This window comes from Luteococcus sp. H101, from assembly GCF_038433155.1.
GTDB lineage: Bacteria > Actinomycetota > Actinomycetes > Propionibacteriales > Propionibacteriaceae > Luteococcus.
Window position 1 is genome coordinate 46628 of the sequence record NZ_JBCDMW010000030.1, and the last position, 22654, is coordinate 69281.

General features: G+C 69.3%; 20 protein-coding genes. 8 read left to right on the forward strand and 12 right to left on the reverse strand.

Annotation, left to right across the window (positions count from 1 at the left end; translation table 11 throughout):
- Window positions 1-63 precede the first annotated feature (63 nt).
- Window positions 64-744, forward strand: a complete 681-nt coding sequence (locus AAEX60_RS12805; protein WP_342103951.1) for an FMN-binding negative transcriptional regulator — start codon at window positions 64-66, stop codon at window positions 742-744.
- 228 nt (window positions 745-972) lie between these two features.
- On the opposite strand, the gene AAEX60_RS12810 is transcribed toward AAEX60_RS12805, so the two are convergent.
- Together AAEX60_RS12810 and pheA are read right to left on the reverse strand one after the other, a co-directional pair.
- A complete protein-coding gene (locus AAEX60_RS12810; protein WP_342103952.1) occupies window positions 973-1422 on the reverse strand; it encodes an SRPBCC family protein in 450 nt (149 codons plus the stop codon).
- 5 nt (window positions 1423-1427) lie between these two features.
- Window positions 1428-2348: a prephenate dehydratase gene (gene pheA, locus AAEX60_RS12815; RefSeq protein ID WP_342103953.1), complete on the reverse strand. Its 921-nt coding sequence runs from the start codon at window positions 2346-2348 to the stop codon at window positions 1428-1430.
- A gap of 295 nt (window positions 2349-2643) precedes the next feature.
- Between pheA and AAEX60_RS12820 the strand changes: the two genes are divergently transcribed.
- Complete coding sequence (locus AAEX60_RS12820; protein WP_342103954.1) at window positions 2644-3303, forward strand: hypothetical protein; 660 nt, start codon at window positions 2644-2646, stop codon at window positions 3301-3303.
- Between the two features lie 172 nt (window positions 3304-3475).
- Here the strand turns inward: AAEX60_RS12820 and AAEX60_RS12825 are convergent, their stop codons facing one another.
- The 3 genes from AAEX60_RS12825 to AAEX60_RS12835 all read right to left on the reverse strand — a co-directional run bounded on the left by AAEX60_RS12825 (window position 3476) and on the right by AAEX60_RS12835 (window position 6626).
- Window positions 3476-4339, reverse strand: coding sequence for an Fpg/Nei family DNA glycosylase (locus tag AAEX60_RS12825; RefSeq protein ID WP_342103955.1), 864 nt, complete (start codon window positions 4337-4339; stop codon window positions 3476-3478).
- Window positions 4332-5084 (reverse strand): leucyl/phenylalanyl-tRNA--protein transferase, encoded by a 753-nt coding sequence (gene aat, locus AAEX60_RS12830; RefSeq protein WP_342103956.1) that lies wholly within the window; start codon window positions 5082-5084, stop codon window positions 4332-4334. Before aat ends, AAEX60_RS12825 begins: the two co-directional genes overlap by 8 nt.
- 249 nt (window positions 5085-5333) lie before the next feature.
- Window positions 5334-6626, reverse strand: a complete 1293-nt coding sequence (locus AAEX60_RS12835; RefSeq protein WP_342103957.1) for a citrate synthase — start codon at window positions 6624-6626, stop codon at window positions 5334-5336.
- A gap of 240 nt (window positions 6627-6866) precedes the next feature.
- On the opposite strand from AAEX60_RS12835, the gene AAEX60_RS12840 reads away from it, so the two are divergent.
- Window positions 6867-7541, forward strand: a complete 675-nt coding sequence (locus tag AAEX60_RS12840) for an EcsC family protein (RefSeq protein ID WP_342103958.1) — start codon at window positions 6867-6869, stop codon at window positions 7539-7541.
- A gap of 96 nt (window positions 7542-7637) precedes the next feature.
- Here the strand turns inward: AAEX60_RS12840 and alr are convergent, their stop codons facing one another.
- Complete coding sequence (alr, locus tag AAEX60_RS12845; RefSeq protein ID WP_342103959.1) at window positions 7638-8768, reverse strand: alanine racemase; 1131 nt, start codon at window positions 8766-8768, stop codon at window positions 7638-7640.
- Window positions 8769-8940: 172 nt separating this feature from the next.
- On the opposite strand from alr, the gene AAEX60_RS12850 reads away from it, so the two are divergent.
- From AAEX60_RS12850 to AAEX60_RS12865, 4 genes are all read left to right on the forward strand, one after another.
- Window positions 8941-9603, forward strand: a complete 663-nt coding sequence (locus AAEX60_RS12850; protein WP_342103960.1) for a response regulator transcription factor — start codon at window positions 8941-8943, stop codon at window positions 9601-9603.
- A gap of 116 nt (window positions 9604-9719) precedes the next feature.
- The gene (hemG, locus tag AAEX60_RS12855; protein ID WP_342103961.1) at window positions 9720-11189 is read left to right on the forward strand and encodes a protoporphyrinogen oxidase; all 1470 of its coding nucleotides are present in this window, start codon (window positions 9720-9722) and stop codon (window positions 11187-11189) included.
- The gene (locus tag AAEX60_RS12860; protein ID WP_446721321.1) at window positions 11186-12469 is read left to right on the forward strand and encodes a TIGR04053 family radical SAM/SPASM domain-containing protein; all 1284 of its coding nucleotides are present in this window, start codon (window positions 11186-11188) and stop codon (window positions 12467-12469) included. The genes hemG and AAEX60_RS12860 overlap by 4 nt, the downstream gene beginning before the upstream one ends.
- A 74-nt stretch (window positions 12470-12543) precedes the next feature.
- A complete protein-coding gene (locus tag AAEX60_RS12865; protein WP_342103962.1) occupies window positions 12544-13143 on the forward strand; it encodes an HAD family hydrolase in 600 nt (199 codons plus the stop codon).
- Between the two features lie 69 nt (window positions 13144-13212).
- On the opposite strand, the gene AAEX60_RS12870 is transcribed toward AAEX60_RS12865, so the two are convergent.
- From AAEX60_RS12870 to AAEX60_RS12885, 4 genes are all read right to left on the reverse strand, one after another.
- Window positions 13213-13443: a sulfurtransferase TusA family protein gene (locus tag AAEX60_RS12870; protein WP_342103963.1), complete on the reverse strand. Its 231-nt coding sequence runs from the start codon at window positions 13441-13443 to the stop codon at window positions 13213-13215.
- A gap of 34 nt (window positions 13444-13477) precedes the next feature.
- A complete protein-coding gene (locus AAEX60_RS12875; RefSeq protein ID WP_342103964.1) occupies window positions 13478-14533 on the reverse strand; it encodes a YeeE/YedE family protein in 1056 nt (351 codons plus the stop codon).
- A 460-nt stretch (window positions 14534-14993) separates the two neighbouring features.
- Window positions 14994-15626: a peptidyl-tRNA hydrolase gene (locus tag AAEX60_RS12880; protein WP_342104011.1), complete on the reverse strand. Its 633-nt coding sequence runs from the start codon at window positions 15624-15626 to the stop codon at window positions 14994-14996.
- Window positions 15627-15880: 254 nt separating this feature from the next.
- Window positions 15881-16258 carry a DivIVA domain-containing protein gene (locus AAEX60_RS12885; protein ID WP_342103965.1) on the reverse strand — a complete coding sequence of 126 codons (378 nt, stop codon included), beginning with the start codon at window positions 16256-16258 and terminating at the stop codon, window positions 15881-15883.
- A 205-nt stretch (window positions 16259-16463) separates the two neighbouring features.
- Between AAEX60_RS12885 and AAEX60_RS12890 the strand changes: the two genes are divergently transcribed.
- The gene (locus AAEX60_RS12890) at window positions 16464-18527 is read left to right on the forward strand and encodes a bifunctional metallophosphatase/5'-nucleotidase (protein WP_342103966.1); all 2064 of its coding nucleotides are present in this window, start codon (window positions 16464-16466) and stop codon (window positions 18525-18527) included.
- A gap of 128 nt (window positions 18528-18655) precedes the next feature.
- Here the strand turns inward: AAEX60_RS12890 and AAEX60_RS12895 are convergent, their stop codons facing one another.
- Window positions 18656-19258, reverse strand: a complete 603-nt coding sequence (locus AAEX60_RS12895; protein ID WP_342103967.1) for a hypothetical protein — start codon at window positions 19256-19258, stop codon at window positions 18656-18658.
- Window positions 19259-19360: 102 nt separating this feature from the next.
- On the reverse strand, window positions 19361-22615 hold the full coding sequence (locus AAEX60_RS12900; RefSeq protein WP_342103968.1) for a GH92 family glycosyl hydrolase: 3255 nt from the start codon (window positions 22613-22615) through the stop codon (window positions 19361-19363).
- Between the last annotated feature and the right edge of the window lie 39 nt (window positions 22616-22654).

A 22654-nucleotide genomic window follows, 5' to 3' on the forward strand; every position in this document is an offset into this window, starting at 1 on the left:
TCGAATGTCGGCCAGAGGTTGATCGTCGGGGGTGCCTCGGGTGGTCCCCGTACGCTGGCAGGCATGTACGTCCCCAACCACTTCCGGCTGCCCGACGAGTACACCCGACGCCTGCTGGGTAGTGCCCGGGCCGGCAACCTGGTGACCTGCCACGACGACGGCCCCGACGCCACGATGGTGCCCTTCTTCCACGACGCGGAACGTGAGGTGCTGGTGACCCACCTGGTGCGCAACAACCCGCAGGCGACCCGGCCGGTGACCGGCCCGGCGATGGTGGTCCTCGACGAGGCCGACGCCTACGTCTCCCCGCGCTGGTACGCCACCAATGACAAGCTGCCCAATGTGCCCACCTGGGACTACATCACGGTGCACGTCTGGGGCACGATGCGCGTCGATCCCAGCCCGGCGGCGGCGCTGGCCGCGGCCCGTCGGCTCACGGAAGGGTTCGAGGGCGACGACGTGCTGGAGCGGGTGGGCCAGGAGAAGCTGGAGCGGATGGCGCGCTCCATCGTCGCGGTGGAGGTGGCCGTGGAGCGCGTCGAGGGCAAGGCCAAGATGAGCCAGAACCGGCACCCCGACGACATCCGCAGCCTGATCCAGGAGCTGGAGAGCCAAGGTCAGGAAACGCTGGTGGACTACCTGCGCACCGTCAGCCTGCCGCACGCGCAGGAACGCCACGCGCTGATCTCCGAGCTGCGCGGCGGCAGGGCCGTCGACCTCCGGGTCAGCGGCACCGGCTCCTGACCGCCCCAACTCTTCCCTGCTCCCGGGCCGGTCGAGGAGCCCCAGTACGTTCCCCGAGCCCCCCGACCCAGTTCCCCGGACCCGTCGGGCGGTCGCCCTGCTCATCGGACAGGTGCCCTCCCCTGGTTGCTTCCATCGCAAGCCAACGGTTGGCTCCACAGGGCCACGCGGAGGAGGCCTCGACAGGATCGGCCACCGTGGTTGGGGTTCGCCAAGACAGGAGCAGGGTCAGGCGTTGGCCTCGCACCAGGTCTTGAAGGTCTCCATCGAGCCCTGGGTGTTCTGACGGAAGGCGGCCTGCCCCTGCTCCCCGATCCCCTCCAGCATCCCGGGCGGCAGGTGGAAGATGTGCTCCGCGGCCCAGCGGGTGCCGCCGTCGGGCAGCTCGACGAAGGTGTTGTGCACCACATTGCGCACCGGGCCCAGCAGGTAGACCACGTCATGGTGCTCGGCGTCGCGGCGCTCCACCTTCTCGATCATCTCGCCGGGGCCGGGCACCCCGTCGAAGCGCAGCTCACTGACCGAACCCGGCGTCCCGCGCTCCCCCTCGATGGCCCGGTAGCTGACCAGCCCGGGCATCCATTCAGCGGCGCGATCGCCGTCGGTCATCAGTTCCAGCACCCGGGCCCGGGGCGCCGCGATCTCCACCCGGCAGGTGTAGGTCATGAGTCCTGGCATGGTCATCAGTCGTCGTCCTGTCCGGTGGTGCGCAATTTCTCCAACCACATCATGGCCGCGGCGTAGTCCTCGTCGGTGGCGCCGGCCGGGACCCGCGGCTTGACCCGGTCCGCCCGGGCATAGGAGCCCAGGAAGACCACCCTCTTGCAGATCCGGTGCAGGCCCACCAGCGCGTCGGCCATCCGGGAATCCAGCAGGTGCCCTTCCGCGTCGATCGAGAAGCAGTAGTTGCCCAGCGTGGTCTTGGTGGGGCGGGATTCGATCCGGCTCAGGTTGACCCCACGCACCGTGAACTGGTCCAGGATCTCCTGCAGGGCGCCGGGATGGTTCTCCCGCATGTAGGCCACCAGGGTGGTCTTGTCCGCCCCGGTGCGCTGGCTTGGCGGGCCCTGCGGCGCCACCAGGACGAAGCGGGTGACGGCGGCCTCGTTGTCGGCAATCGCGGTGCCGGCGGCCTCCAGTCCGTACATCTGGCCGGCGACGGCGGCGCAGATCGCGGCGTCGTGCCGCGACGACGGGTCGGCCACCTCGGCCGCGGCCGCAGCCGTCGAACCCCCCTCGGTGACCTGTGCCTGCGGACAGTGGGCGGCCACCCATCCGCGGGTCTGGTTGTAGGCGTGTGGGTGGGTCAGGATCTGGCGGACGTCATCCAGCCGCGTCCCGGGCCGGACATAGAGCCCGAACTGCACCGGCAGCAGCACCTCCCGGATGATCATCAGCCGGTCACCGGCGGCCAGGTTGTCCAGCGTCGCGGAAACGCCACCCTCGACGGAATTCTCGATCGGCACCAGGGCGGCCTCCACCTCCCCGGCCCGCACGGCGTCCAGCGCGGCGACGACCGTGGGGTAGGGCCGAGCCTCGTCGGTGCTGACGCTCAACAGCGCCTGGTGGGTGAACGTGCCGGCGGGGCCGAAGTATCCGAGCATGCAGGGATTCTAGGCAACCTCCGCTCCGCGGCGCCCCTCGTCCAGCCATCACCCCACCGGTTTGCGCCACAAACTGCATTGTGAAGCCCGGGCGGTGCCGTAGAGACACTGGTCAGGAACCAGAATGCAGTTTGTGGCGCAAACCAGACCCGCCGCCCGGCGGGTCGGTGGTGCAATTTGCCGCGGACCAGGAGTTCGGGGGCCTGTGGCCACGAGTGTTACCGCGGGTGGGAACTTTTCGGCGTCGGGAGACGACTGGTGGGCGTAACTGCTTCCCACTGTCGAAAGAGCATCCATGTTCACCCTGAGCGCCGTGCCGGTGAAGTTCATCGGTCTGCTGATCTTCTTCCTGTTCACCACCGTCTACGAGACCTACCAGCTGGTGAAGGCCCCCAGCACCCGCGGCCGGATCTCGCACGGGCTGCACTGGCTGATGAGCGTGATCATGCTGCTGATGGTGCCCAAGAACATCTGGGTGCCCTTCCGCAACGTGGTGCCGGTGCCGGTCTCCATCGCCCTGATGGTGCTGGGCGTGGTCTGGTTCGGCTACCTGGCGGTGGTGGCCAAGCAGGGGCACCGCGCCCACCCGATTGGCTGCGCGCTGATGTTCACGGCGATGGCCTGGCACCTGGCCGCGATGATGGTGAAGATGCAGAACATGAAGGCCATGGGCTCCATGGGCGGTGCGCCGATGGGCGGCGGCATGAGGCACCAGATGCCGTCGCACCAGATGATGTGGGGCGGCCACAGCGCGCTGTGGTGGATGGCGTTGATCGGGCTGCCGCTGATGGCCTACCTGCTCTACGCCTCCTTCAAGGCGATCGTGCTGGCGCTGCAGGGCCCGGCCCGACGGCTGGAGGGTCTCAGCGACTTCGCCATGAACTTCGGCATGTTCTGGATGAGCACCGGTCTGCTGACCCCGATCCTGCCCTTCTTCAAGTACCTGGCCTTCTGAACCGCACTGAAGAAACACCTGGCGGGGGTTCGCCCGACGGCGGCACCCCCGCACAGGGGGCCCGACGGGCTCGCCACCGTTGTCTGGTCCCTACCCCGGCCACCGTCCCAGCCAACGGCCTCGACGGGCTCGGCCACCGTGACCCGGCCCCTGTCCCGGCTGGGCCAGATACCTACTTGAGCAACCGGCTCAGCCGGCGATCGGCCAGCACCTTGCCGCCGGTCTGGCAACCCGGGCAGTACTGCAGCGAGGAGTCGGCGAAGCTCACCTCGGCAATCGTCGCCCCGCACACCCCGCAGGCTTCACCGGTGCGGCCGTGCACCCGCATGCTGCCCCGCTTGTTGTCCTTCAAGTCCTTGGCCGCCAGCCCGTGCGCATGTTCCACCGCCTCCGCCAGGGTCTCGCGCAGTGCCTGGTACAAGTCGGCGCGCTCCTGCTCGGTGAGCGTGTTGGCCCCCTTGAACGGGCTGAGCCGAGCGGCGTGCAGGATCTCGTCGGAGTAGGCATTCCCGACGCCGGCGATGGTCCGCTGCTCCCGCAACACCCCCTTGAGCTGGGCCTTGCCCGCGTCGACGAGGATCCGTTCCAAGACCCGTGGGGTGAACTCGTCGGCCAGCGGGTCCGGCCCCAGGCTGGCGATGGCCGGCACCTGCTGCGGGGCAGCCACGACGTGCAGGGCCAGCTTGCGCTGGGTGCCGGCCTCGGTCAGGTCGAAGCCCGCATCGTCGTCCAGCACGACGCGCAGGCTGAGCGGCCCTTTGCCCGGCTTCGGGACACCGGCGGGCGCCACCTCATGCCATTTCACCCAGCCCGCCCGGGCCAGGTGGAAGCACAGGTGCATCCCCTGCGCCTCGACGTCCAGGAACTTGCCGTGCCGGTTGACCCGTTCGATCTCCAGCCCCAGCAGGGATTCCAGCGGGTACTCGAAGGTCTTCAGGGCGCTGAAGGCGGCCAGGTTGATCCGGGCCACGGTGCGCCCGGTCAGCCGCTCGGCCAGGAAGCCGCGCAAGGCTTCCACCTCGGGTAGTTCAGGCATTGCGTTCCTCCTGTGCGATCGGCGTTGAGGCCAGGGCAGGCAGCAGGTCGTCGGCGGTCAGCGGGCCGCGCTGGGCCACCGCCTCCCAGTCCACCGGTGGAAGTTCCAGCGCCCCGTCCAGCAGGCTGAGGTAGCCGACCCGCTCCACCTCCACGACGCCCAGACTGGCCAGGTGATCGGTGCGCCACTGCACGTCCAGCAGCCGGGGCGCCCCGTCGCGGCGCAGCTCGGCGACCAGCCGCAGCAGCGCCACCTTGGACGCGTCCCGGCCCAGTTCGGGATGGTGGAACATCGACTCCCCGGCGAACAGCCCGCCCAGCGCGACGCCGTACAGCCCGCCCACCAGCCGACCCTGGTCATCCCAGGTCTCGACGGAGTGCACCGCCCCCTGGTCATGCAGGTGCAGGTAGACCTGCCGGATGTCCTCGTCGATCCAGCCGTCGGGGCGATCCGGGTCCGAGCAGCCGTCCAGCACCTGGCGGAAGCAGGCGTCGACGGTGGTGGTGTAGCGGCGGGCGGTCTTGCGCAGGCTGCGGCTGACCCGCAGCCGGTCCAGCGGCAGGATCCCGCGCAGCATGGGTGACCACCAACCCATCTCGCCTTCGAAGCCCGTCTCATGCAGGGGCATGGGGAAGATGCCGGAACAGTAGGCCGCCAGCGCGAGCTCCTGGTTGAACTCCTCGGAGAAGGCGATCAGGTCCTGTTCCGGCCATTGCGTCCAGGGACCGAAGACATGGGCCAGCACGTCTCAGAGTGTCTCACCAGCCACCGACAATTTCCTGCCGGCGCCGGCTCCTGCCCCAGATTGGGCAAGCAGGGACCCCCGACGACGCCCGCGCCGTGCTCGGGAGCGAACGGACGGGCCCGGCGGGGAACCTGACATCCCCTCAACAAGCCGGGGGCGTGGGGAGCTGCTGAGAACAGATGCCAGGTGGGGGGTCCAACGCAATAGTTGCGTTGGGGACCCCATCCGGCATCTGTTCTCAGCAGGCAGTCACTTGCCGCGCTGGTAGCGGGGCACCCACCGCACCTCTTCGGGGCCGACGTAGACCTGCCGCGGCCGATAGATCCGGCCCGAGGGGTCCTCAGTGACCTCCTTCCAGTTGGCGATCCACCCGGGCATCCGGCCAATCGCGAACATGACGGTGAACATGTTCAGCGGGATGTTCAGGGCGCGCAGCAAGATCCCGGAGTAGAAGTCCACATTCGGGTACAGCTTGCGCTCCACGAAGTAGGGATCCTGCAGAGCCACCTCCTCCAGCTCCAGCGCAATCTCCAACAGCGGATCGTGGATCTCCAGGTCCCGCAGCAGGTCGTCGACGGCGGTCTTGAGGATCCGGGAGCGCGGGTCGAAGTTGCGGTAGACCCGGTGCCCGAAGCCCTGCAGCTTGATCCCCGACGACTTGTCCTTGACCCGCGCCACATAGTCCTGGGTGCTCATCCCGGATTCGTGGATCTGGCGCAGCATCTGCACCGCCGCCATGTTGGCTCCGCCATGCCGGGGCCCCCACAGCGCCGCCACCCCCGCGGAGCAGGCCGTGTAGAGGTTGGCCTGGGAGCTGGCCACCATCCGCACCGTCGACGTGGAGCAGTTCTGCTCATGGTCGGCGTGCAGCACGAAGAACAGGTTCAGCGCGCGCTGTTCCTCCGGCGTCGGCTCGTAGTTCTTGTAGGGCAGGGAGAACATCATGTGCAGCAGGTTCTCCACGTACTTCAGGTCATGGCGTGGGTAGATCAACGGCTCGCCCTTGTAGGACTTGTAGGAGGCGGCGGCGATGGTGCGCACCTTGCTCATCAGGTGGGCGGCGGCGCGCAGGAAGCTCTCTTCGTCGGTGATCCTGGGCCGGGTGTGGGTGCTCATCGCGTTGATCATCGAGTTCATGATGGCCATCGGGTGGCCGCTCTCCGGGAAGGCGTCGAAGTGCTTGCTCATGTCCGGGTGCAGCGCCGAGGAGGCGGCCAACAGCTCACTGAAATGGTCCCGCTCGGCCTGGGTGGGCAGCTGCCCGAAGATCACCAGCCAGGCGGTCTCGACGAAGGATGACTTGCCCTCCGCCAGCTGCTCGATCGGCACCCCGCGGTAGCGCAGGATGCCCTTCTCCCCGTCGATGAAGGTGATGGCCGACCGGCAGGATCCGGTGTTGCCGTAGCCGTCGTCCAGGGTGATCAGACCGGTCTCGGCGCGCAGCCGGCTGATGTCCAGGGCCTGCTCCCCCATCGATCCGGTAACGATCGGCAGGTCATAGGTCTTGCCGTCAATGGTCAGCTGTGCGGTCTGGTTGGTCATGCGGGCCTCCGGGTAGACGTGGCTCCATCGTCCGCCTCGACTCAGGCATGAGACCCGCTGTCCACATGCTGATGCGACGACGGCGGACCACGGCAGTCAGTGGCCCGACGCGGGCCGGACCCCGGGCAGCGACGGTTGCGCCGACGGCGAATGGGGGCCGGTTCAGGGGCGCGGTCTCTGGAGGGGATTGAGCGCAGCGACTACCGTGGATACGAGCACCAGACAGCCCCAGGAGGAACCATGGCCAACGCGCGAGACATCGGCAAGAGCATCCTGGCCCAGGCGCCGAACATTGCGCCCGGGGCCGCCTCCACGGTGCTGCGACGCGCCCTGGACCTGGCCATCGACGGCGTGGGGAAGGTCCCCGGCGCCAAGACCACCGCCGCCAATGCGCTGCAGAAGACCGGCTCCGCCGAGCTGGCCATCGACCAGATCGTGAAGCAGCACGTCGCCATGGCGGGCGCGCAGGGCTTCCTGACCAATCTGGGTGGCCTGGCCACCCTGGCCGTGAGCATCCCGGCCAATGTCTCCGGCGTCGCCATCGTGCAGTGCCGGATGGTGGCGGCCGTCGCCCATCTGCGCGGCTATGACATCGAGGATCCCCGGGTGCGCTCGGCGATCCTGATGTGCCTGCTGGGTGAGGCCAATGCCAGGGAGGCGATCGACCGGCGAGAGCTGCCCAGCTCCGCCCTGGCCATTGCCACCGCTCCGGTGCACGACGTCGCGCTGGACAACACCATCAGTGAGAAGGTGCTGGCCAACCTGATGGGGCAGGTGGGCGGCAAGCGGGTCTCGCTGCTGGCCGGCAAGAAGATTCCGCTGGTGGGTGGGGGCGTCGGCGCCGCCACCGACGGTTGGGCCACCTGGTCCACCGGGGCCTTCGCCAAGAGTCAGTTCCTCAACCGTCGCCGCTGAGCGCCATCACGGTCCCGCGCCCGTCACAGCCACGCGTGGGCTTGGGTCTCGACAGGCTCGGCCGTCGTGATTGCGAGGGCCGGGCGTCGTGTCGGGTCAGGCCTCGTCGTCCTGGTAGACGCGGGGAACCCGGGCCGTGATCAGGCAGGTCACCTCATAGCTGATGGTCTGCATGATGGCCGCCAGGTCATCCGCGGTGATCACCTGGTCACCCTGCCGGCCGAGCAGCACCACCTCGTCGCCCACCCCCACCTGCGGATCCTCGGGGCCCAGATCGACCATCGTCTGGTCCATGCAGACCCGGCCGACCACGGGATAGCTCCGCCCCCCCACCAGCATCCGCCCGGTATTGGTGTTACGCCGGCTCCACCCGTCGGCATAGCCCACGCAGACAGTGGCAATCCAGGTGTCCCGCGGGGCCACCCAGGTGCGGCCGTAGCCCACTGACTCTCCCGCCGAGATCTGCTTGACGAAGGTCACCCGGCTGACCATGGACATGGCCGGCTCCAGCGCGACGGTGCGGGGAGTGCTGGCATCCGGGTAGTAGCCATAGGCCATGATCCCGGCCCGCACGGCCGTCGTCCCGGCCAGGTCATGGGCCAGGATCACACCCGACGGGGCGGCATGCACCAGGTCGATCGGGCCGCGCTCGGCCTGGATCCGGTCAACCAGCTCCCGGAAGGCGGTCAGCTCCGCGACCGTGTAGGCCGTCTCGTCGGCCATGTCGCTGACCGGCGGGTGGGTGAAGATGCCCTCCAACTCCAGGTTGGGGCACGCGTCGATCCAGCGCACCAGCGCCTCAGCCTGGCTGGGTTCGGTGCCGATCCGGCGCATCCCCGTGTCCACCTTGAGATGCACCTTGGCGGTCACGCCCAACCGTTGCGCCGCGCCGCGGGCCTGGTCGATGGTCAGCTCGTCGACGACGGTGAGCACCAGGTCCGCCTTCAGGGCGGCCTCCAGCTCCCATTCGAAACAGTGGGAGAGCTTCAGGATGGGCAGGGTGATCCCGGCCTCGCGCAGCTCGATCCCCTCCGGCACCGTGGCGATGGCCAGCCGGTCCGCGCACCCGGTGCGCTCGACCATCCGGGAGACCTCCACCGCCCCGTGACCATAGGCATTACCCTTGACCGCCAGCATGACCTGCCGCCCGCCGACCCGTTCCCGCACGGCGAGCAGGTTGCGGCGAATGGCCGCCAGATCGACGCAGGCATGAGTGGCATAGAACACTGCGACATCATCCCACCGCCCCCCAAACGTCGCCTGAGCGTCCACCCCCACAAACTCTGGTGAAATTTCCCGCGCCCACTGAGGCGCAATCAACCCTTGAAGTAAGTCCTCCGCCCCGCCGCGAGCCCACCCTGTTGAATTGCCCGGCGCGAAAGGTGGAATAATCGCCCGGGTGAAGAGATCCCCATTGCGCATCGCCCTGGTGAACGACTACGAGATCGTGCTCGCCGGCATCCGGGAGATGCTTGCGCCCTACGCCGAGCAGGTGGACGTGGTGGAGATGGACGCGAATGCGGACGTGATCACACCCGTCGACATCGCGCTCTACGACACCTATGGCCAGAGCAGCCGTGCGTTGCAGTCCATGCAAAAGCCGCTGAACGAGCGCAAGGTGGACAAGGTGGTGCTGTTCACCTGGAATCACACCCAGGCCCTGGTCGACGCCGCCGAGGAGGCCGGCGTCGACGGGCTGCTCTCCAAGACCCTGCCGGCCGAGGAGCTGGTCAGCGCCCTGCAGCGCATTGCGGACGGAGAGCGGCTGATCACCCCGTCAGTCCGGATCACAACGAATACCACCCGACGCGGCAGCTCGAAGACGGACTGGCCGGGGCGGGAGCTGGGGTTGACCATGCGCGAGTCCGAGATGATCACCATGATCACCCAGGGGATGAGCAATGCCGAGATTGCCGAGCACACCTACCTCAGCCCCAACTCCGTCAAGTCCTACATCCGCTCGGCCTACCGCAAGATCGGTGTGAAGCGACGCTCCCAGGCCGTCGCCTGGGGAATCGAGCATGGCATGCTGCCGGACCGCTCCCGCTCGATCATCGTCTGATTTTCCCCGGAGCACCGTCGTCCCCGGCTCGGGGCGACGGACGACCACCCGCGTGGCACCCCGCCGGATTTATCACGGAGTGCGCCGGGTAGAGTCACCCGCACAGGAGGTGGCACATGGCAGTGCGTCGGGTAGTGGTGGTCGGGGCCGGGTTGACCGGTCTGGTGGCCGCCCGAGAGCTCGCCAAGGACAACCGCTTCGAGGTGATCTGCCTCGAAGCCTCCGAGCGCGTCGGTGGCCAGATCAACACCCGCCCGATCGACGGTGCGCAGGTGGACGTCGGCGCCGAGGCCGCCCACCTGGGGGCACCGCAGGTGGCGGCGCTGGTCCGCGAGCTCGGGCTGGACGGCAGCGTGGTGGCCGCCGCGCCCGGGGGTTCCGTGATGGCCACTCGAAAGGGGTTGCGGCCGCTGCCGGCCGGCGTGGGACCCACCGGCCCCACCAGGATCCTGCCCGTGCTGAAGTCGGGCATCCTCACCCCGCTGGGGATCCTGCGAGCCGGGCTGGAGCCGGTGATGGCCCGCCGCACATTCCCCGAGGACATCGCCGTCGGCGCCTTCACCGAGCGTCGTTTCGGCACGGAGGTCACCGACACCTTCGTCGACCCGCTGCTGGGCAACCTGCACGGCGGCGACGTGCATCAGCTCTCCCTGCAGGCCACCGCGCCGCAGCTGGCCCCCGATGCCGCCAATGGGGTCTCCCTGTTGCTGAAGAACCTGAAGCTCCCGGCCCCCATCGCCCGGGTGGCGGGGCGGGTGCTGCCCTCCCTGGCCCCGCAGGCGGCGCCGCCGGCCTCCGGCAGGCCGACCCAAGGCGGCTCTCCGTTGCCGATGTTCGCCACCTGGCCCAATGGCCTGCAGGCCCTGACCACGGCCCTGGCCGAGCAGAGCGCGGCCAGCCTGCGCACGAGCTGTCCCGTCACCGCCCTGGAGCGCCGCGACGACCGGTGGGATGTGGTGCTGGAATCCGGGGAGCGGATCGCGGCCGACGAGGTGCTGCTGACCACCCCCGGCCGGGTCTCCGCGAAGCTGCTGCGCCCCCACTGCCCCGAGGCCGCCGCGCTCTACGACGCAGTGCCCACCGCCTCGGTGGCCACCGTGGTGCTGGCCTACCCGCCCGAGGCCGCCGCCCGGAACCGGATCCTGCGGGACCACAACGGCATCCTGCTGCCCAGCAAGCGTGTGCGGACCTTCAAGGCCGCCACCAACCTCAGCCGCAAGTGGCCCCGGCTGGGCGCGACCCACCACCTGGTGCGGGCTTCCGTCGGCCGGATCACCACCACCATGGCCGACGACCTGACCGACGAGCAACTGACCACCCGGGTGACCGACGAGCTGGCCGAGCTGACCGGGCTGGATGCCCGGCCGGTGCTGCAGCAGGTGCACCGCTGGCCGGCCTCCATGCCTCAGCTGCAACCCGGCCACAAGCAGCGGGTGGCCACCGCCCGCGAGGCCCTGTCCGGCGTCGGAGGGCTGCACATCGCGGGCTGCGCCGTCGACGGCCTGGGGATTGGCTCCACCGTGAAATCGGGACAGCAGGCGGCCCAGCAGATCATCAACACCCCGGCCGACAAGGAAGAACAGTGAGCGCCACCACCGCGGACGAAGTCACCCAGGACCCGCACGGGCATGACCCGCAGAGCCATGACGCCGGCGGCGGTGAGCCGAGGCACCCGCACCATGCACCCGTCGTGCGGACCATCAAGCATGACCTGAACACCAAGCCCTTCATCGTCATCTGGGAGACCACGCGGGCCTGCCAGCTGGTGTGCAAGCACTGCCGGGCCGACGCGCAGCACCGGGCCCACCCGGACCAGTTGACCACCGAGCAGGGCAAGGCGCTGCTGGATGACCTGGCCGCCTACGAGGCGCCGCGTCCGCTGGTGGTCTTCACCGGCGGCGACGCCTTCGAGCGCGCCGACCTGGCCGAGCTGTGCCGCTACGGCACCCAGAAGGGGCTGAGCATCTCGCTGTCCCCGTCGATCACCCCGCTGGTGACCCCGGAGCGGCTGCACGAGATGCGCGAGGCCGGCGGGAAGGCGATCAGCCTCAGCCTGGACGGTGCGCGCGCCGAGACCCACGACGCCTTCCGCGGCTTCCCCGGCACCTTCGACGCATCGATCGAGGCGTCGAAGTGGATGCGTGAGGAGGGATTCCGGCTGCAGGTGAACTCGGTCTTCACCAAGGGCAACATCCACGAGGCCCCCGAGCTGCTGAAAACCGTGCTGGGGATGGGCGCCTTCATGTGGTACACGTTCATGCTGGTGCCCACCGGGCGCGGCGCTGACCTGCAGGCCCTCAGCCCGGAGGAGCGCGAGGACGTGCTGAACTGGCTGCACGACATCAGCGACCGGATTGCGATCAAGACCACCGAGGCGCCGCAGTACCGCCGGATCGCCCTCCAACGGGAGCAGGCGCGCAATGGCACCCCGATCCCGGACCAGGTGGCGCACCGCGGTGAGCTGTACGATTACCTGACCGCCGAGACCACCCGGCTGCTGGGCGAACACCCCGACAAGCCGCGCCGTCCCCGGGCGCCGATGGCCGTCAATTCCGGGTCCGGCTTTGCCTTCGTCGACCACCTGGGAGATGTCTACCCCAACGGCTTCCTGCCCGAACACTGCGGCAATGTGAAGCAGACCCCCTTCCACGAGATCTACGCCAACTCCCCGGTCTTCCAGGCGCTGCGCAAACCGCACGAGTTCAAGGGCAAGTGCGGGGTGTGCGAGTTCAACCGGATGTGCGGCGGTTCCCGCTCGACGGCCTATGCCATGACCGGGGACTACCTGGCCAGCGACCCCACCTGCATGTGGGTGCCACAGGCCTGGGCGGAGCAGCAGGAGAACGTCGTCCGCCGGATCGGCTGAGGGGCGAACCGGCCCACCCGGAGATGGAGCGGGGACCCATTGTCCGGGCGCCGATTCGCTTCTAGGCTCCCGTCATGCAGACGATCATCTTCGATCTGGGCGGCGTGCTGGTGACGGAGACGACGCAGATCCGCGACGCGGCGAAGCGGCTCGGGGTGGCACCGCACCAGATTTCGGGGCCCTACTGGGCCTGCCGGGATCAGTGGGACATCGGGTGCAGCAACCTGGACTACTGGGGGCCGGTGGCCGCCGGGGCCGGCCTGGAGATCGACGAGCCGGTGGCCGAGGACCTGGCCCGGCACGATTCCCACCTCTGGACCACCATCCGGCCCGCCGCCCGCCAACTCCTGGCGGAGCTGGCCGAGCGAGATCAACCGGTCTGGTTGCTGTCCAATGCCGCCGCCATCTTCGAGCGGGCCGTCGACGATTCCGACTGGGGGCAGTTCCTGGACGGACGCTTCATCTCCGGCGCGCTGCGGCTGATGAAGCCGGACCCGGCGATCTTCCAGCACGTGGAGCAGGCGCTGCAAACTCCCGTCGCGGAGCTCTTCTTCATCGACGACCGGCCGGAGAACATCGCCGTCGCCGCGGACCGGGGCTGGCAGACGCACCTGTGGGTCTCCGACGAGGACACCCGGGAGTGGTTGGTGGGGATCGGCGCACTGGCGGGGTGACCGGAAACAGCACCCGGCCCGGGAACCACGCGGGGTCCCGGGCCGGGTGCTACAGGTGCGGCTTCGGTCTCAGTGGGCCTTCTGCACCGTGATGGTCCAGCCGAAGTCTGGGGCCTTCTTGAACTCGGTGACGGGGTAGCCGGACTCCGCGGCCCATTCCGGGATGGACTCGGTGGCCTGGGTGCAGTCGAAGTTGATCACCAGCTCGTCGCCGACGGGCAGCGTGCTGATGGCCTGCTTGGCCTCGATCAGCGGGAAGGGGCAGACCTCACCGGCGGTTTCCAGAACGTGCTTTGCCATGTCATTTCTCCTTGTCAGTGGGAGGTTATGGGGATCAAGCGGGGATGGCGACGGGGGCGGTCCGGGTGGCCGGCTTCTTGCGGGTCACCGGCAGGAAGATCCGGGCACCGATGCCGACGCCCAGCAGGGTGAACAAAAAGGCGAGCCAGCCCTGGACCGTGAACTGCGAGCTCTCCACCATCGAGTTGCCGATGGTGCAGCCGCCGGCCCAGGCCGCGCCGACGCCCATTCCCAGGCCGCCGCCCACCGAACGCAGCACGGTGGTGGCGTCGGGCACCCGCACCTTGAACTCGCCGGAGGCCTTGGCGGCAATGAAGGAACCCACCAGGATGCCCAGCACCAGCAGCACGCCCCAGTCGATCCGCTGGCCATTGCCGGTGACCAGGAAGGAGGTCAGGTTGGCCGACGGGGTGGTGATGCCCAGGCCGGACTTGCGCCCGGCGGCAAAGCTCAGCGGGTAGGCGGCAATGGCGATCAGACCGATGATGGCGCCGGTGACGAACGGGTGCCAGCGCTTCTCGAAGAGCACGTGGGACAGACCGGTGCGCTCGGCGGGCAGGGCGGCCATCGGCTTGCTGCGGGACAGGTCCCGCCAGGCCAGGTAGCCGACGCCGATCACCAGCAGTGCCACCAGCACCCAGCTGGAGATTCCCAGGGCGCCGTGGATGGTGGTGACCGGGACGGTGACGCCGCGGACGGCGTCGTTCACGGGCTTGAGGGCGCCGTACTTCATCATCGCGGCGGCGACGGCGTAGCCGACCAGCGCAATCCAGGAGCCGACCAGGCCCTCACCGGCGCGGTACCAGGTGCCGGTGGCGCAGCCGCCGGCCGCGACGATCGAGACCCCGAAGATCAGCGAGCCAACGATCACCGCCAGCCACGGCAGGTTCTGGAAGGACAAGGTGATCACGCCGGCGCTCTGCAGCGCGGCGACGCCCACCGCCTGCACGGCGATGGTGATCAGGAAGGCGGTGAGCCAGCGGGTCTTGTGGGCAATCCAGACGTCACGGAAGGCTCCGGTGACGCAGAAACGCCCGCGTTGCAACACGAATCCGAACAGGATGCCCAGCAAGAGGCCGGTGATGATCATGATTGTTCCTTTGGAGAGGGGAATTGCGGGTGCGGCCAGAGACCCCGGGGAGTGAGCGGGGTCTGGCGGTGAAGCGAAATGCCCGCCGGAGGTGGGCAGGGCGGTGCCCGGTCAGGGCAGGGCGCAGAGGTGCCGTCAGGGGAGGCGCAACCGGGTCTGGAGACCGGTCAACGGGCCCGACGGCGGACGGCCGGAAACGGGGTCAGTGACAGGCGGGGCGCTCGGGGCAGCGACACAGCGGATGGCACATGAACATCGGCGTGCCAACAACGGCGTGCCGAGTGGTCATGGTGTCACGCTGGGTGCCCACGGCGATTCCTTTCCTCAAAGCTTCTCCGGCGCAGCTCGTCGCTGCCGGAGGCGTCGGTTGACAGTACAACGTCACGACGATGTGACGAAATTCCCCGTCCGGGTTCTGGGATCGCCTCCCGTACCTCGCGGGCACCTCGCGACGGGTGGTTCACCACCAGGCACGGGTGGTTTCCGTCGGGCCGTCCAGCTCGGTGAAGCCGGCGTCGACCACCTGTACCCGGCCGGAATCCGTGGCCCAGCGGGCCTCGTCGATCACCTCGACGCGGAGCCGGAAGCCGTCCGCGGCCCAGGCCTGACGGGTGGGCTCGTCCATGGCTTCCCAGGCCAGCTGCGCGGCGTGGGCGCACTGGGCCGCGGCCTTGCCGGTGGTCATCTGGATCAGCGGGTTCACCCCCACCAGGACCAGTGCCCCCTGGGTGCGGCTGGGATGGCTGTCGGGCAGTTCGGTGCCCTCCACCTGCAGCTTCTTCAGCACAGGGCCCAGCGGGCGGACCGGGCCGGGCACGAAGGCCCGGGCGCCGGCCATTCCGTCGCCGGGATCCCCCGGCTGCTCCACCGTCACCCCGGGAAGCTGCTGCACCTCGTCCCACCGGGCCTGACCGCGGGCCCGACGGACCAACTTGCGGATCCGCCCGTCGCGCCAGAATTCGACGGCCTCCCGCCACTCCCCCTCCCGAGCCTGCGGCGAGGCAATCAGGCCCACCGCGGCCCGAGCCACTGCTTCACAGGTGTCGATGTGGCTGGCCGGCCGGGTCCTGTCATAGCGGACGGCGAACTGCATGGCCCACGGAATCTGGTGATCGGTGTGCCCGTCGATCGGCGAGACGTCGGACGGTTCGGGCAGGGGTTCCAGGGGCGCGGCTTCCATGGGCAGGGATTCTACGGTCGCCGTCCGGCTCCCTCCTCGGGCCTCGGCCGGCCGGGCAGAATGGCGGCATGTTGCGCAGACTCCTGGCACTCGCCGCCACCGTGACCGCCCTGCTGGCATCCAGCGCGCCGACGGCCCACGCCCCGGGATGTCGGCCCCAAGGGGAGTCAGCGACGCCGGAAGAGGCGCCCGAAGAAGCCGGGCTCCTCGGGTAGTGGCTCGATCCGGCCGAAGTCCGACGAGGGCTGCGCCCCGTCCCCGTCCACGTCCGCAGCGTCGCCATCGGCCCCGTGGCCGTGCGGGTTGTGGTGCCCCGCCAGCCGGTCCAGGAACTCGTCCACGTCCTGGGCGTGATAGCCCTCACCAGCGCGTCGGCTCAACGGGAAGCGCGCCGCATCCGCCAGCTCGGCCACCGCGAGCCCTTGGGCCAGCAGCTCCCGGACCTGGTCCAGGAAGTCGTCGACGGCCCGGACCTCATAGCCATGGCCGCCACGGCCGCTCAGTCGGAAGCGGACGGCGTCGACTTCTTCTGTGGTGACAGACATGTGGCGACGCTACCTCCGTGTCCCCCAGTCATGTCGCATGACAGGCCGAACAGTTGAATTGGTGAATTCTTTTCAAACATGACCCCGGGCCCTTGCGTGTCGTCGTCGAATGGCAGGAAGCTGACCTGTGCATGCGCCTGCACGGCCCCGTGTCCACCCCGGCGCACCTCACCGATCCTCGCGGATCCCCCACCAAGGAGTACCCATGTTCACTGGTCTGGCGCGCACCGCCGTCACCTCGGTGGCGGCCCTCGCCCTCGTAGCCGGGGGCAGCACCTCGGCCGTCGCCGGCAAGCCCACCCCCAAGCCGAAGCCCCAGCAGGCCGTCGCCTGCCAGCAGGAGACCAACAAGCTCACGCTGCTGGCCTTCAACGACTTCCACGGCCGGCTCGCCACCGCCAGCCCGGACACCGTGGCCTTCTTCGGCACCATCGAGGCCGCCCGGCAGGCCGCCGGTGAGCAGCATTCCATGGTGATCAGCTCCGGGGACAATGTGGGCGCCTCGCTCTTCCCGTCGGCGGTCCAGGAGGACAACCCGACGATCGACCTGCTGAACGCGATGGACCTGGACTCCGCCACCGCCGGCAACCACGAGTTCGACCGGGGCTGGGCAGACTTCACCGGCCGGATCCAGCAGCGGGCCGAGTTCCCCTACCTGGCCGCCAACCTGTACACCAAGGGCACCACCACCCCGGCCGTGAAGCCGTACACCATCGTGGAGCGCGACGGGCTGAGGATTGCCGTCGTCGGTGCCGTCACGGGTGACCTGAAGAGCCTGGTGGGCACCGAGGTCTTCACCAATGTGGACCTGGGCGACCCGGTGGCCGCCGTGAACACCCAGACCGAGGCGCTGACCGACGGGGACCCGGCCAATGGTGAGGCCGACGTGGTGATTGCCAGCTACCACGAGGGGGCCGCCGTCAGCGAGCCGAAGACCCTGGACGAGGCCCTGACCAGCAAGCCCTTCGCCAGCATCGTCAACGAAACCTCACCGAAGGTGGCCGCGATCCTGACCGCGCACACCCACCAGAGCTATGCCTGGCAGGCCCCGGTTCCCGGCACCGACAAGACCCGCCCCGTGATCGAGTCCGGCAGCTACGGCGCCGCCGTCGGTCAGGTGGAGCTCACCCTGGACAACACCCAGCCGATGCGCCCCGGAAACAACAAGGGCAAGGGCAAGGGCGCAGTGAAGGATCCGGGCGCAGAGCTGCGCGGCACCGTGTGCTCCTCGCAGGCCCAGAACCTGAAGGTCAAGCCCTCCACCGAGGTGCCCGCCCTGGTGGCCGCCCACCCGCGCGTCGCCGAGGTGCAGAAGATCACAACCGACGCCCTGGCCCAGGCCAAGATCATCGGCTCCCGGGTGATCGCCACCTCCACGGGGCCCGTGACCCGCGGCCTGAAGGCCGACGGCAGCCCGGACAACCGCGCCGTGGAGAGCTCGCTGAGCAACATGGTGGCCCAGATGTTCCACGACAAGCTGGGCAATGGGGACCCGGAGTTCATCGGCGTGCAGAACCCGGGCGGCACCCGGGCCGACCTGCCGTCGGGCGAGATCAGCTACGCCGCCGCCGCGGCCATCCTGCCCTTCGCCAACACCCTGATGACCACCCAGCTGACCGGCGCCCAGGTCAAGACCATGCTGGAGCAGCAGTGGCAGACCAATGCCGACGGCAGCACCCCCAGCCGGGCCTACCTGCAGCTGGGTCTGAGCAAGAACGTCACCTACACCTACGACGAGTCCCGCCCCGCCGGCGACCGGATCACCTCGATTGCCGTCAATGGCAAGGCGATTGACCCGGCCAAGCTGTACACCGTCGGCTCCGGCAACTTCCTGATCACCGGCGGCGACAACTTCCGCGTCCTGGCCGAGGGTCAGAACACCCGGGACACCGGCGCCAGCGACCTGGCCGCCTGGGTGGACTGGCTGACCGAGCAGCAGACGGTCTCCCCCAGCTACGCCCGGGGCGCCGTCAGTATGAAGGAGACCCCGAAGACCCTGACCGCGGGTCAGGCCACCACCTTCACCGTTGGTGCCCCGCAGGGCGCCAACCAGACCGACACCCTGGACATGAAGTCCGCCGGCGCGGTGGCCAACACCTCGCTGGTGGCGTCCATCGGCGACGTGCAGGTGGGCACCGCGAGGGTTGTCAATGGCCAGGCCACCATCACCGTCACCGTGCCGGCGTCGGCGACCAAGGGCTCGGCCGTGCTGACGCTGAAGGCCGCACCGTCCGGCACCGTGGTGAGCATCCCGGTCACGATCGCCTGATCCAGGTCTCGACCGGCTCGGCCGCCGTGGTTGCCTGATGCGCCACGGCGGCCGCTCCTGTTGTCCGATCAGGTCACCGGTCGCAAGTCCGTGTGACAGAGATCCGTGCCCTTGTAGAGCAGGGGCTCCTATTCGGAGACCACAGGTTCCCTGTGTGCGGTTGCAGCATCTCGAACGACAAAGAATGTGCCCCACAGACCCATGGCCAAGAGCAAGACCCCGCACGCGGTGCTGGCGAAGCGATCCGGCCAGGGAAGGATCTGTGGCCTGCTGAACATGCTCACGACGAAGGGCTCCGCCAGTGCCCCGGCGGGGATGGCGAGTCGAGCCAGCAGCCCAATCCAGTCGGCGCGTCGAGCCAGGGCACCGATCGGCCCGAGCAGGGCGCAGAACAGGCCGAAAACGAACCAGTAGCCATTGTCCCGCCAGATTCCAGGCTGAAAGATGCCCAACAGCTGGCCAGCGGCGTAGTGCGCCACCAGCGCAAGCTCCGCGGAGACGCCGCCGGCCAGCACGGCCCACCATGGGCGTCGCACCAACCAGCCCGCGAGGATCGGCAAGCCGGCCCAGATGGTGCCGGAATTCAGCAGCTTGCTGACGACCAGCCGGCCGGCCAGCAACGTGTTGGCCTCCCCCGAGAGCTGGGCCTGGGTGGTGATGTTGCTTGCCAACGACAGCCACGCCACCAGCAGGCTCACCGCAACCACTCGTACCCATCCCGTTCTCAGCATGAGGTCGACGCTAGGCCGAGCATGCGGTCGCGCACATCACCCGCGAGTCCCTCACTACTATTCCCTCGGTCATCGTCGACAGCCGAGGGGCGGGACCGCGCGTCAGTAGACCTCCACCTGACTCAGGCGACAGGGCCCCGTGGCGACCAGCCGGAAACCGTCGTTCGGACTGGTGCCCAGCAGGTAGGCCGCGGTCTGGTCCGGGTGCTGGGTGGCCCGGGAGACCACGCCGGCGTCCCGCCAGTGCCCGTCACGCCGGATCTCGACGCGGAGCGCGGGGGCGGCGGCATCCGGGCTGGTCAGCGTCGCGTACAGCGGGGTGAACTCGGCGTCCCAGGTGAACTCCACCACGTCCCCGGCAGCCAGGTCCGCCACCGTGTGGCCCCGGTCGTCCGTCAGGCAGCGGGGGCCGTCGTAGTGCGCCGCCGGGGTGCGGTCGGGCTGCCAACGGCGCGGCTCTCCGGTGGCCGTCGACGCGCTCCACGGCCGGGTCCCAGCCCCCCAGCTGGACGGTTCGGGGCCCAGCTCGAACTCCAGCAGGGCATCACCCCGCACCATTTCCGCGGGGATGGTGCAGGCATTCCACCGCTCGCCATTGACCCGCAGGGACTGGATGTAGCGGTGCTCGATGTTGGTGGCCCGGATCTCCAGCCGGGTGCCGTCGGCCCGGTTCCAGGCCAGCTTGGCGAACAGCGGCGCCGTGATGGCCAGCTCTCCACCGCCGACGAAGAGCGGGTAGAGGCCCATCGCCAGCAGCAGCCAGTAGCCGCTCATCTCCCCATTGTCCTCGTCGCCGGGGTAGCCCTGGCCGATCTCCGAGCCGACGAACTTCTTGTCCAGCAGCTCCCGGGTCAGCCACTGGGTCTTGTGCGGCTGCCCGGCAAAGAGATACATGAACGGGATGTGGTGTGCCGGCTGGTTGCTGATGGCCAGCTGCCCGATCCCGTCGGCCTCGGCCTCGTTCATCTCCTGGATGTTGTAGCGGTAGCCGCCCCAGACCGACGGTCGGATCACCATCGGGGTCTCCAGCATCCGGTCCAGCGCGGCGGCCAGCGCCTGCTCCCCGCCCAGCAACTGGGCCAGCAGGGCGCCGTCGTGCGGGGCATGGAAGGCCTGCCCCCAGGCATTGGTCTCGGTGTAGTCGGTGCCCCACACCGTCGGGTCGAACTTCTCCGGTGGGACGCGGAAACTCCCGTCGGGCCGACGACCCTGGTAGAAGCCGATCCGCTCGTCGAACATCTGGGCGTGGGACAGGGCGCGGTTGGCGAACCAGGCCTCATTGGCCTCGAACTCCGCCCGACGGGTGGCCAGCCGGGGATCCGTCGCCGCCCGGGCCGCCAGCCGGCCGGACCACAGCGAGATCGCCGCGTCGCAGGAGGCATTGTCCATGGTCCAGGCCAGGCCCTCCTGGGTGGCGGTGTCGATCCAGCCGACGAACCGCCCCTTGCCGATTCCCTTTCGGCCGGTCAGCACCGAATCCGACGGACCGGTGGCATTGCGCAGCGCCGAGTCATAGGCGGTCAGCTCGTCGTCCTCGTGCCGGTTGAGGGTGCCGTGCAGGGATGCGTCGGCAAAGATCGCGTCGGAGCTGGTGCCGGGCATGCAGTCCACATAGCCGGGCGCGGACCAGCGGGCCATCCAGCCGCCGCCGCGGTACTGCTGCAGGATGCCGGACAAGAGCTCGGGCGCCAACTCCGGCGTGAGCAGGGAATACAGCGGCCAGCAGGTGCGGAAGGTGTCCCAGTAGCCGTTGTTGACGCTCAGTTGGCCGTCGACGATCTGGCAGCCGGTCTGCTCCGGCCCGTGCTTGCCGGCCGGTCGGAAGGGCGAGGCATAGGCCCAGCGGGGCTCCTCGGCGGTGCCGAGGTTCTCGTGGTGGTCATTGGGCCAGGAGTAGAGGCAGGCCAGGTTGCTCCACGCCGTGATCCGCTGGTCCAGGGTGCCGCCGTCGATCTCCAACCGCGCCAGCAGCTCCCGCCAGGTCTGTTGCGCGCGCCCGGCGATCTCGTCGAAGCCGGCCTCGCCGATCTCCAGTTCCAGATTGCGTCTGGCCTGATCGGTGCCGATGAAGCTCATCGCGGCCCGCACCTCCAGCACCTCGGCGTCGGTCTCCAGGATGGTGGCCTGTGGCCGGGAGCGCGGCAGCCGCAGCTTGCCCAGCAGGTCCGCACCGAACCAGCCCCGGTCCAGCCGGAGGCCCTTGACGTGCAGCCCTTCCAGCGGGCTGCGCAGTTCCCGGGCCGGGTGGACCTGGGCCGGGACGTTGGTCTCGCCGTAGACATAGGCGGGCGGGCTGGGACGGTGCAGGCCGGCGGTCCAGCCCTCGGCGGGGGCGATGGCGGCGCGGAAGACCACCCGGCCGTCGGGCAGGGTCTCGGTGGTCATGCTGCCGGCGAAGGGCTGGTCCAGCACGACGCCGTGCCGCCCGGGCTCGGTGAACCTGAAAGTGAAGATCCCGGCGCGGGACGTGGGAGTCATCTCCGCCCGGATGCCGCCGTCGAGGTCCACCCGGTAGTAGTGCGGCCGGTCGATCTCGTCGGCATGGCTGAAGGCGCGGGCCCGCTCCCGGGGAGAGGCGGTGGGCCGGCCCTGCCAGGGCATGATCTGGAAGGCGGAGCGGTCCGCGATCCAGGGGCTGGGTTGGTGGGAGAAGGCCAGGGCCTGCAGCCGCGGGCGCGGGCCGCCGTCGCGGTGGTAGCCGTAGAGCCAGTTGCGGTCACGGCTCTCGGTCAGCGGCACCAGGAAGTTGAAGCCCTGCGGCAGACAGGTCAGCGGCAGGGCATTGCCGCGGGAGTAGAGGAAGGCGGAATGGGTGCCACGGGTGGTCCGGACCCGGTCCACCACGTCAGGCTCCTCGGTGGGCCGCGGGGCGACGCCGAAGACCTGCACCCAGCCCGCCCCGTCCAGGCCCTCCCGGTTGGCCAGCCGGACCCGGTTGACGCGACGGCCAGCCAGCGGCTCCAGGCTGAGCTGCAGCAGGTTCCAGTTGTTGGCCACCAGGCATTGCCGGGTGCCGTCGACGGGGTGCTCGTGCTGGTCCGTCAAGGTCACGACGCCCTCGTCGGTGAGGAACTCGACGGCCAGCGAGCAGCCGCCGAAGTTCGGGTCCGGGGAGCTGTTGGAGGTGGCGTCGTGCTCCAGGTCCGGGAAGACGGCCAGCTCGTAGACGGTGCCGGGCCGGGCGTCGAATCCCTCGGCAATCGGGGTGGCTCCCCCGGCCGGGTGCTGCCGGAAGTGCCAGACCTGCCCCTCGCGCAGCCCCACGCCCGCCATCGACGCCATCGGCCGGTCCGGGCCGGTGGAGGCGGACAGCACCGGGCCCCGCCCGGCATCGTGGGTGGTGGTGGACTGAGGCATCGGCACTCCTGGGTGGGTCGGCGTCATCCGGGGCCCGGC

Coding starts and splice junctions, on each gene's coding strand:
- AAEX60_RS12810 (WP_342103952.1), bottom strand. CDS start 1,422: ATGCCAGGACTCATGACCTACACCTGCCGGGTGGAGATCGCGGCGCCC.
- AAEX60_RS12870 (WP_342103963.1), bottom strand. CDS start 13,443: ATGGCAAAGCACGTTCTGGAAACCGCCGGTGAGGTCTGCCCCTTCCCG.
- AAEX60_RS12865 (WP_342103962.1), top strand. CDS start 12,544: ATGCAGACGATCATCTTCGATCTGGGCGGCGTGCTGGTGACGGAGACG.
- AAEX60_RS12900 (WP_342103968.1), bottom strand. CDS start 22,615: ATGCCTCAGTCCACCACCACCCACGATGCCGGGCGGGGCCCGGTGCTG.
- hemG (WP_342103961.1), top strand. CDS start 9,720: ATGGCAGTGCGTCGGGTAGTGGTGGTCGGGGCCGGGTTGACCGGTCTG.
- AAEX60_RS12885 (WP_342103965.1), bottom strand. CDS start 16,258: ATGTCTGTCACCACAGAAGAAGTCGACGCCGTCCGCTTCCGACTGAGC.
- AAEX60_RS12875 (WP_342103964.1), bottom strand. CDS start 14,533: ATGATCATCACCGGCCTCTTGCTGGGCATCCTGTTCGGATTCGTGTTG.
- AAEX60_RS12835 (WP_342103957.1), bottom strand. CDS start 6,626: ATGACCAACCAGACCGCACAGCTGACCATTGACGGCAAGACCTATGAC.
- AAEX60_RS12825 (WP_342103955.1), bottom strand. CDS start 4,339: ATGCCTGAACTACCCGAGGTGGAAGCCTTGCGCGGCTTCCTGGCCGAG.
- AAEX60_RS12895 (WP_342103967.1), bottom strand. CDS start 19,258: ATGCTGAGAACGGGATGGGTACGAGTGGTTGCGGTGAGCCTGCTGGTG.
- AAEX60_RS12890 (WP_342103966.1), top strand. CDS start 16,464: ATGTTCACTGGTCTGGCGCGCACCGCCGTCACCTCGGTGGCGGCCCTC.
- AAEX60_RS12820 (WP_342103954.1), top strand. CDS start 2,644: ATGTTCACCCTGAGCGCCGTGCCGGTGAAGTTCATCGGTCTGCTGATC.
- AAEX60_RS12805 (WP_342103951.1), top strand. CDS start 64: ATGTACGTCCCCAACCACTTCCGGCTGCCCGACGAGTACACCCGACGC.
- AAEX60_RS12880 (WP_342104011.1), bottom strand. CDS start 15,626: ATGCAGTTCGCCGTCCGCTATGACAGGACCCGGCCGGCCAGCCACATC.
- pheA (WP_342103953.1), bottom strand. CDS start 2,348: ATGCTCGGATACTTCGGCCCCGCCGGCACGTTCACCCACCAGGCGCTG.
- AAEX60_RS12840 (WP_342103958.1), top strand. CDS start 6,867: ATGGCCAACGCGCGAGACATCGGCAAGAGCATCCTGGCCCAGGCGCCG.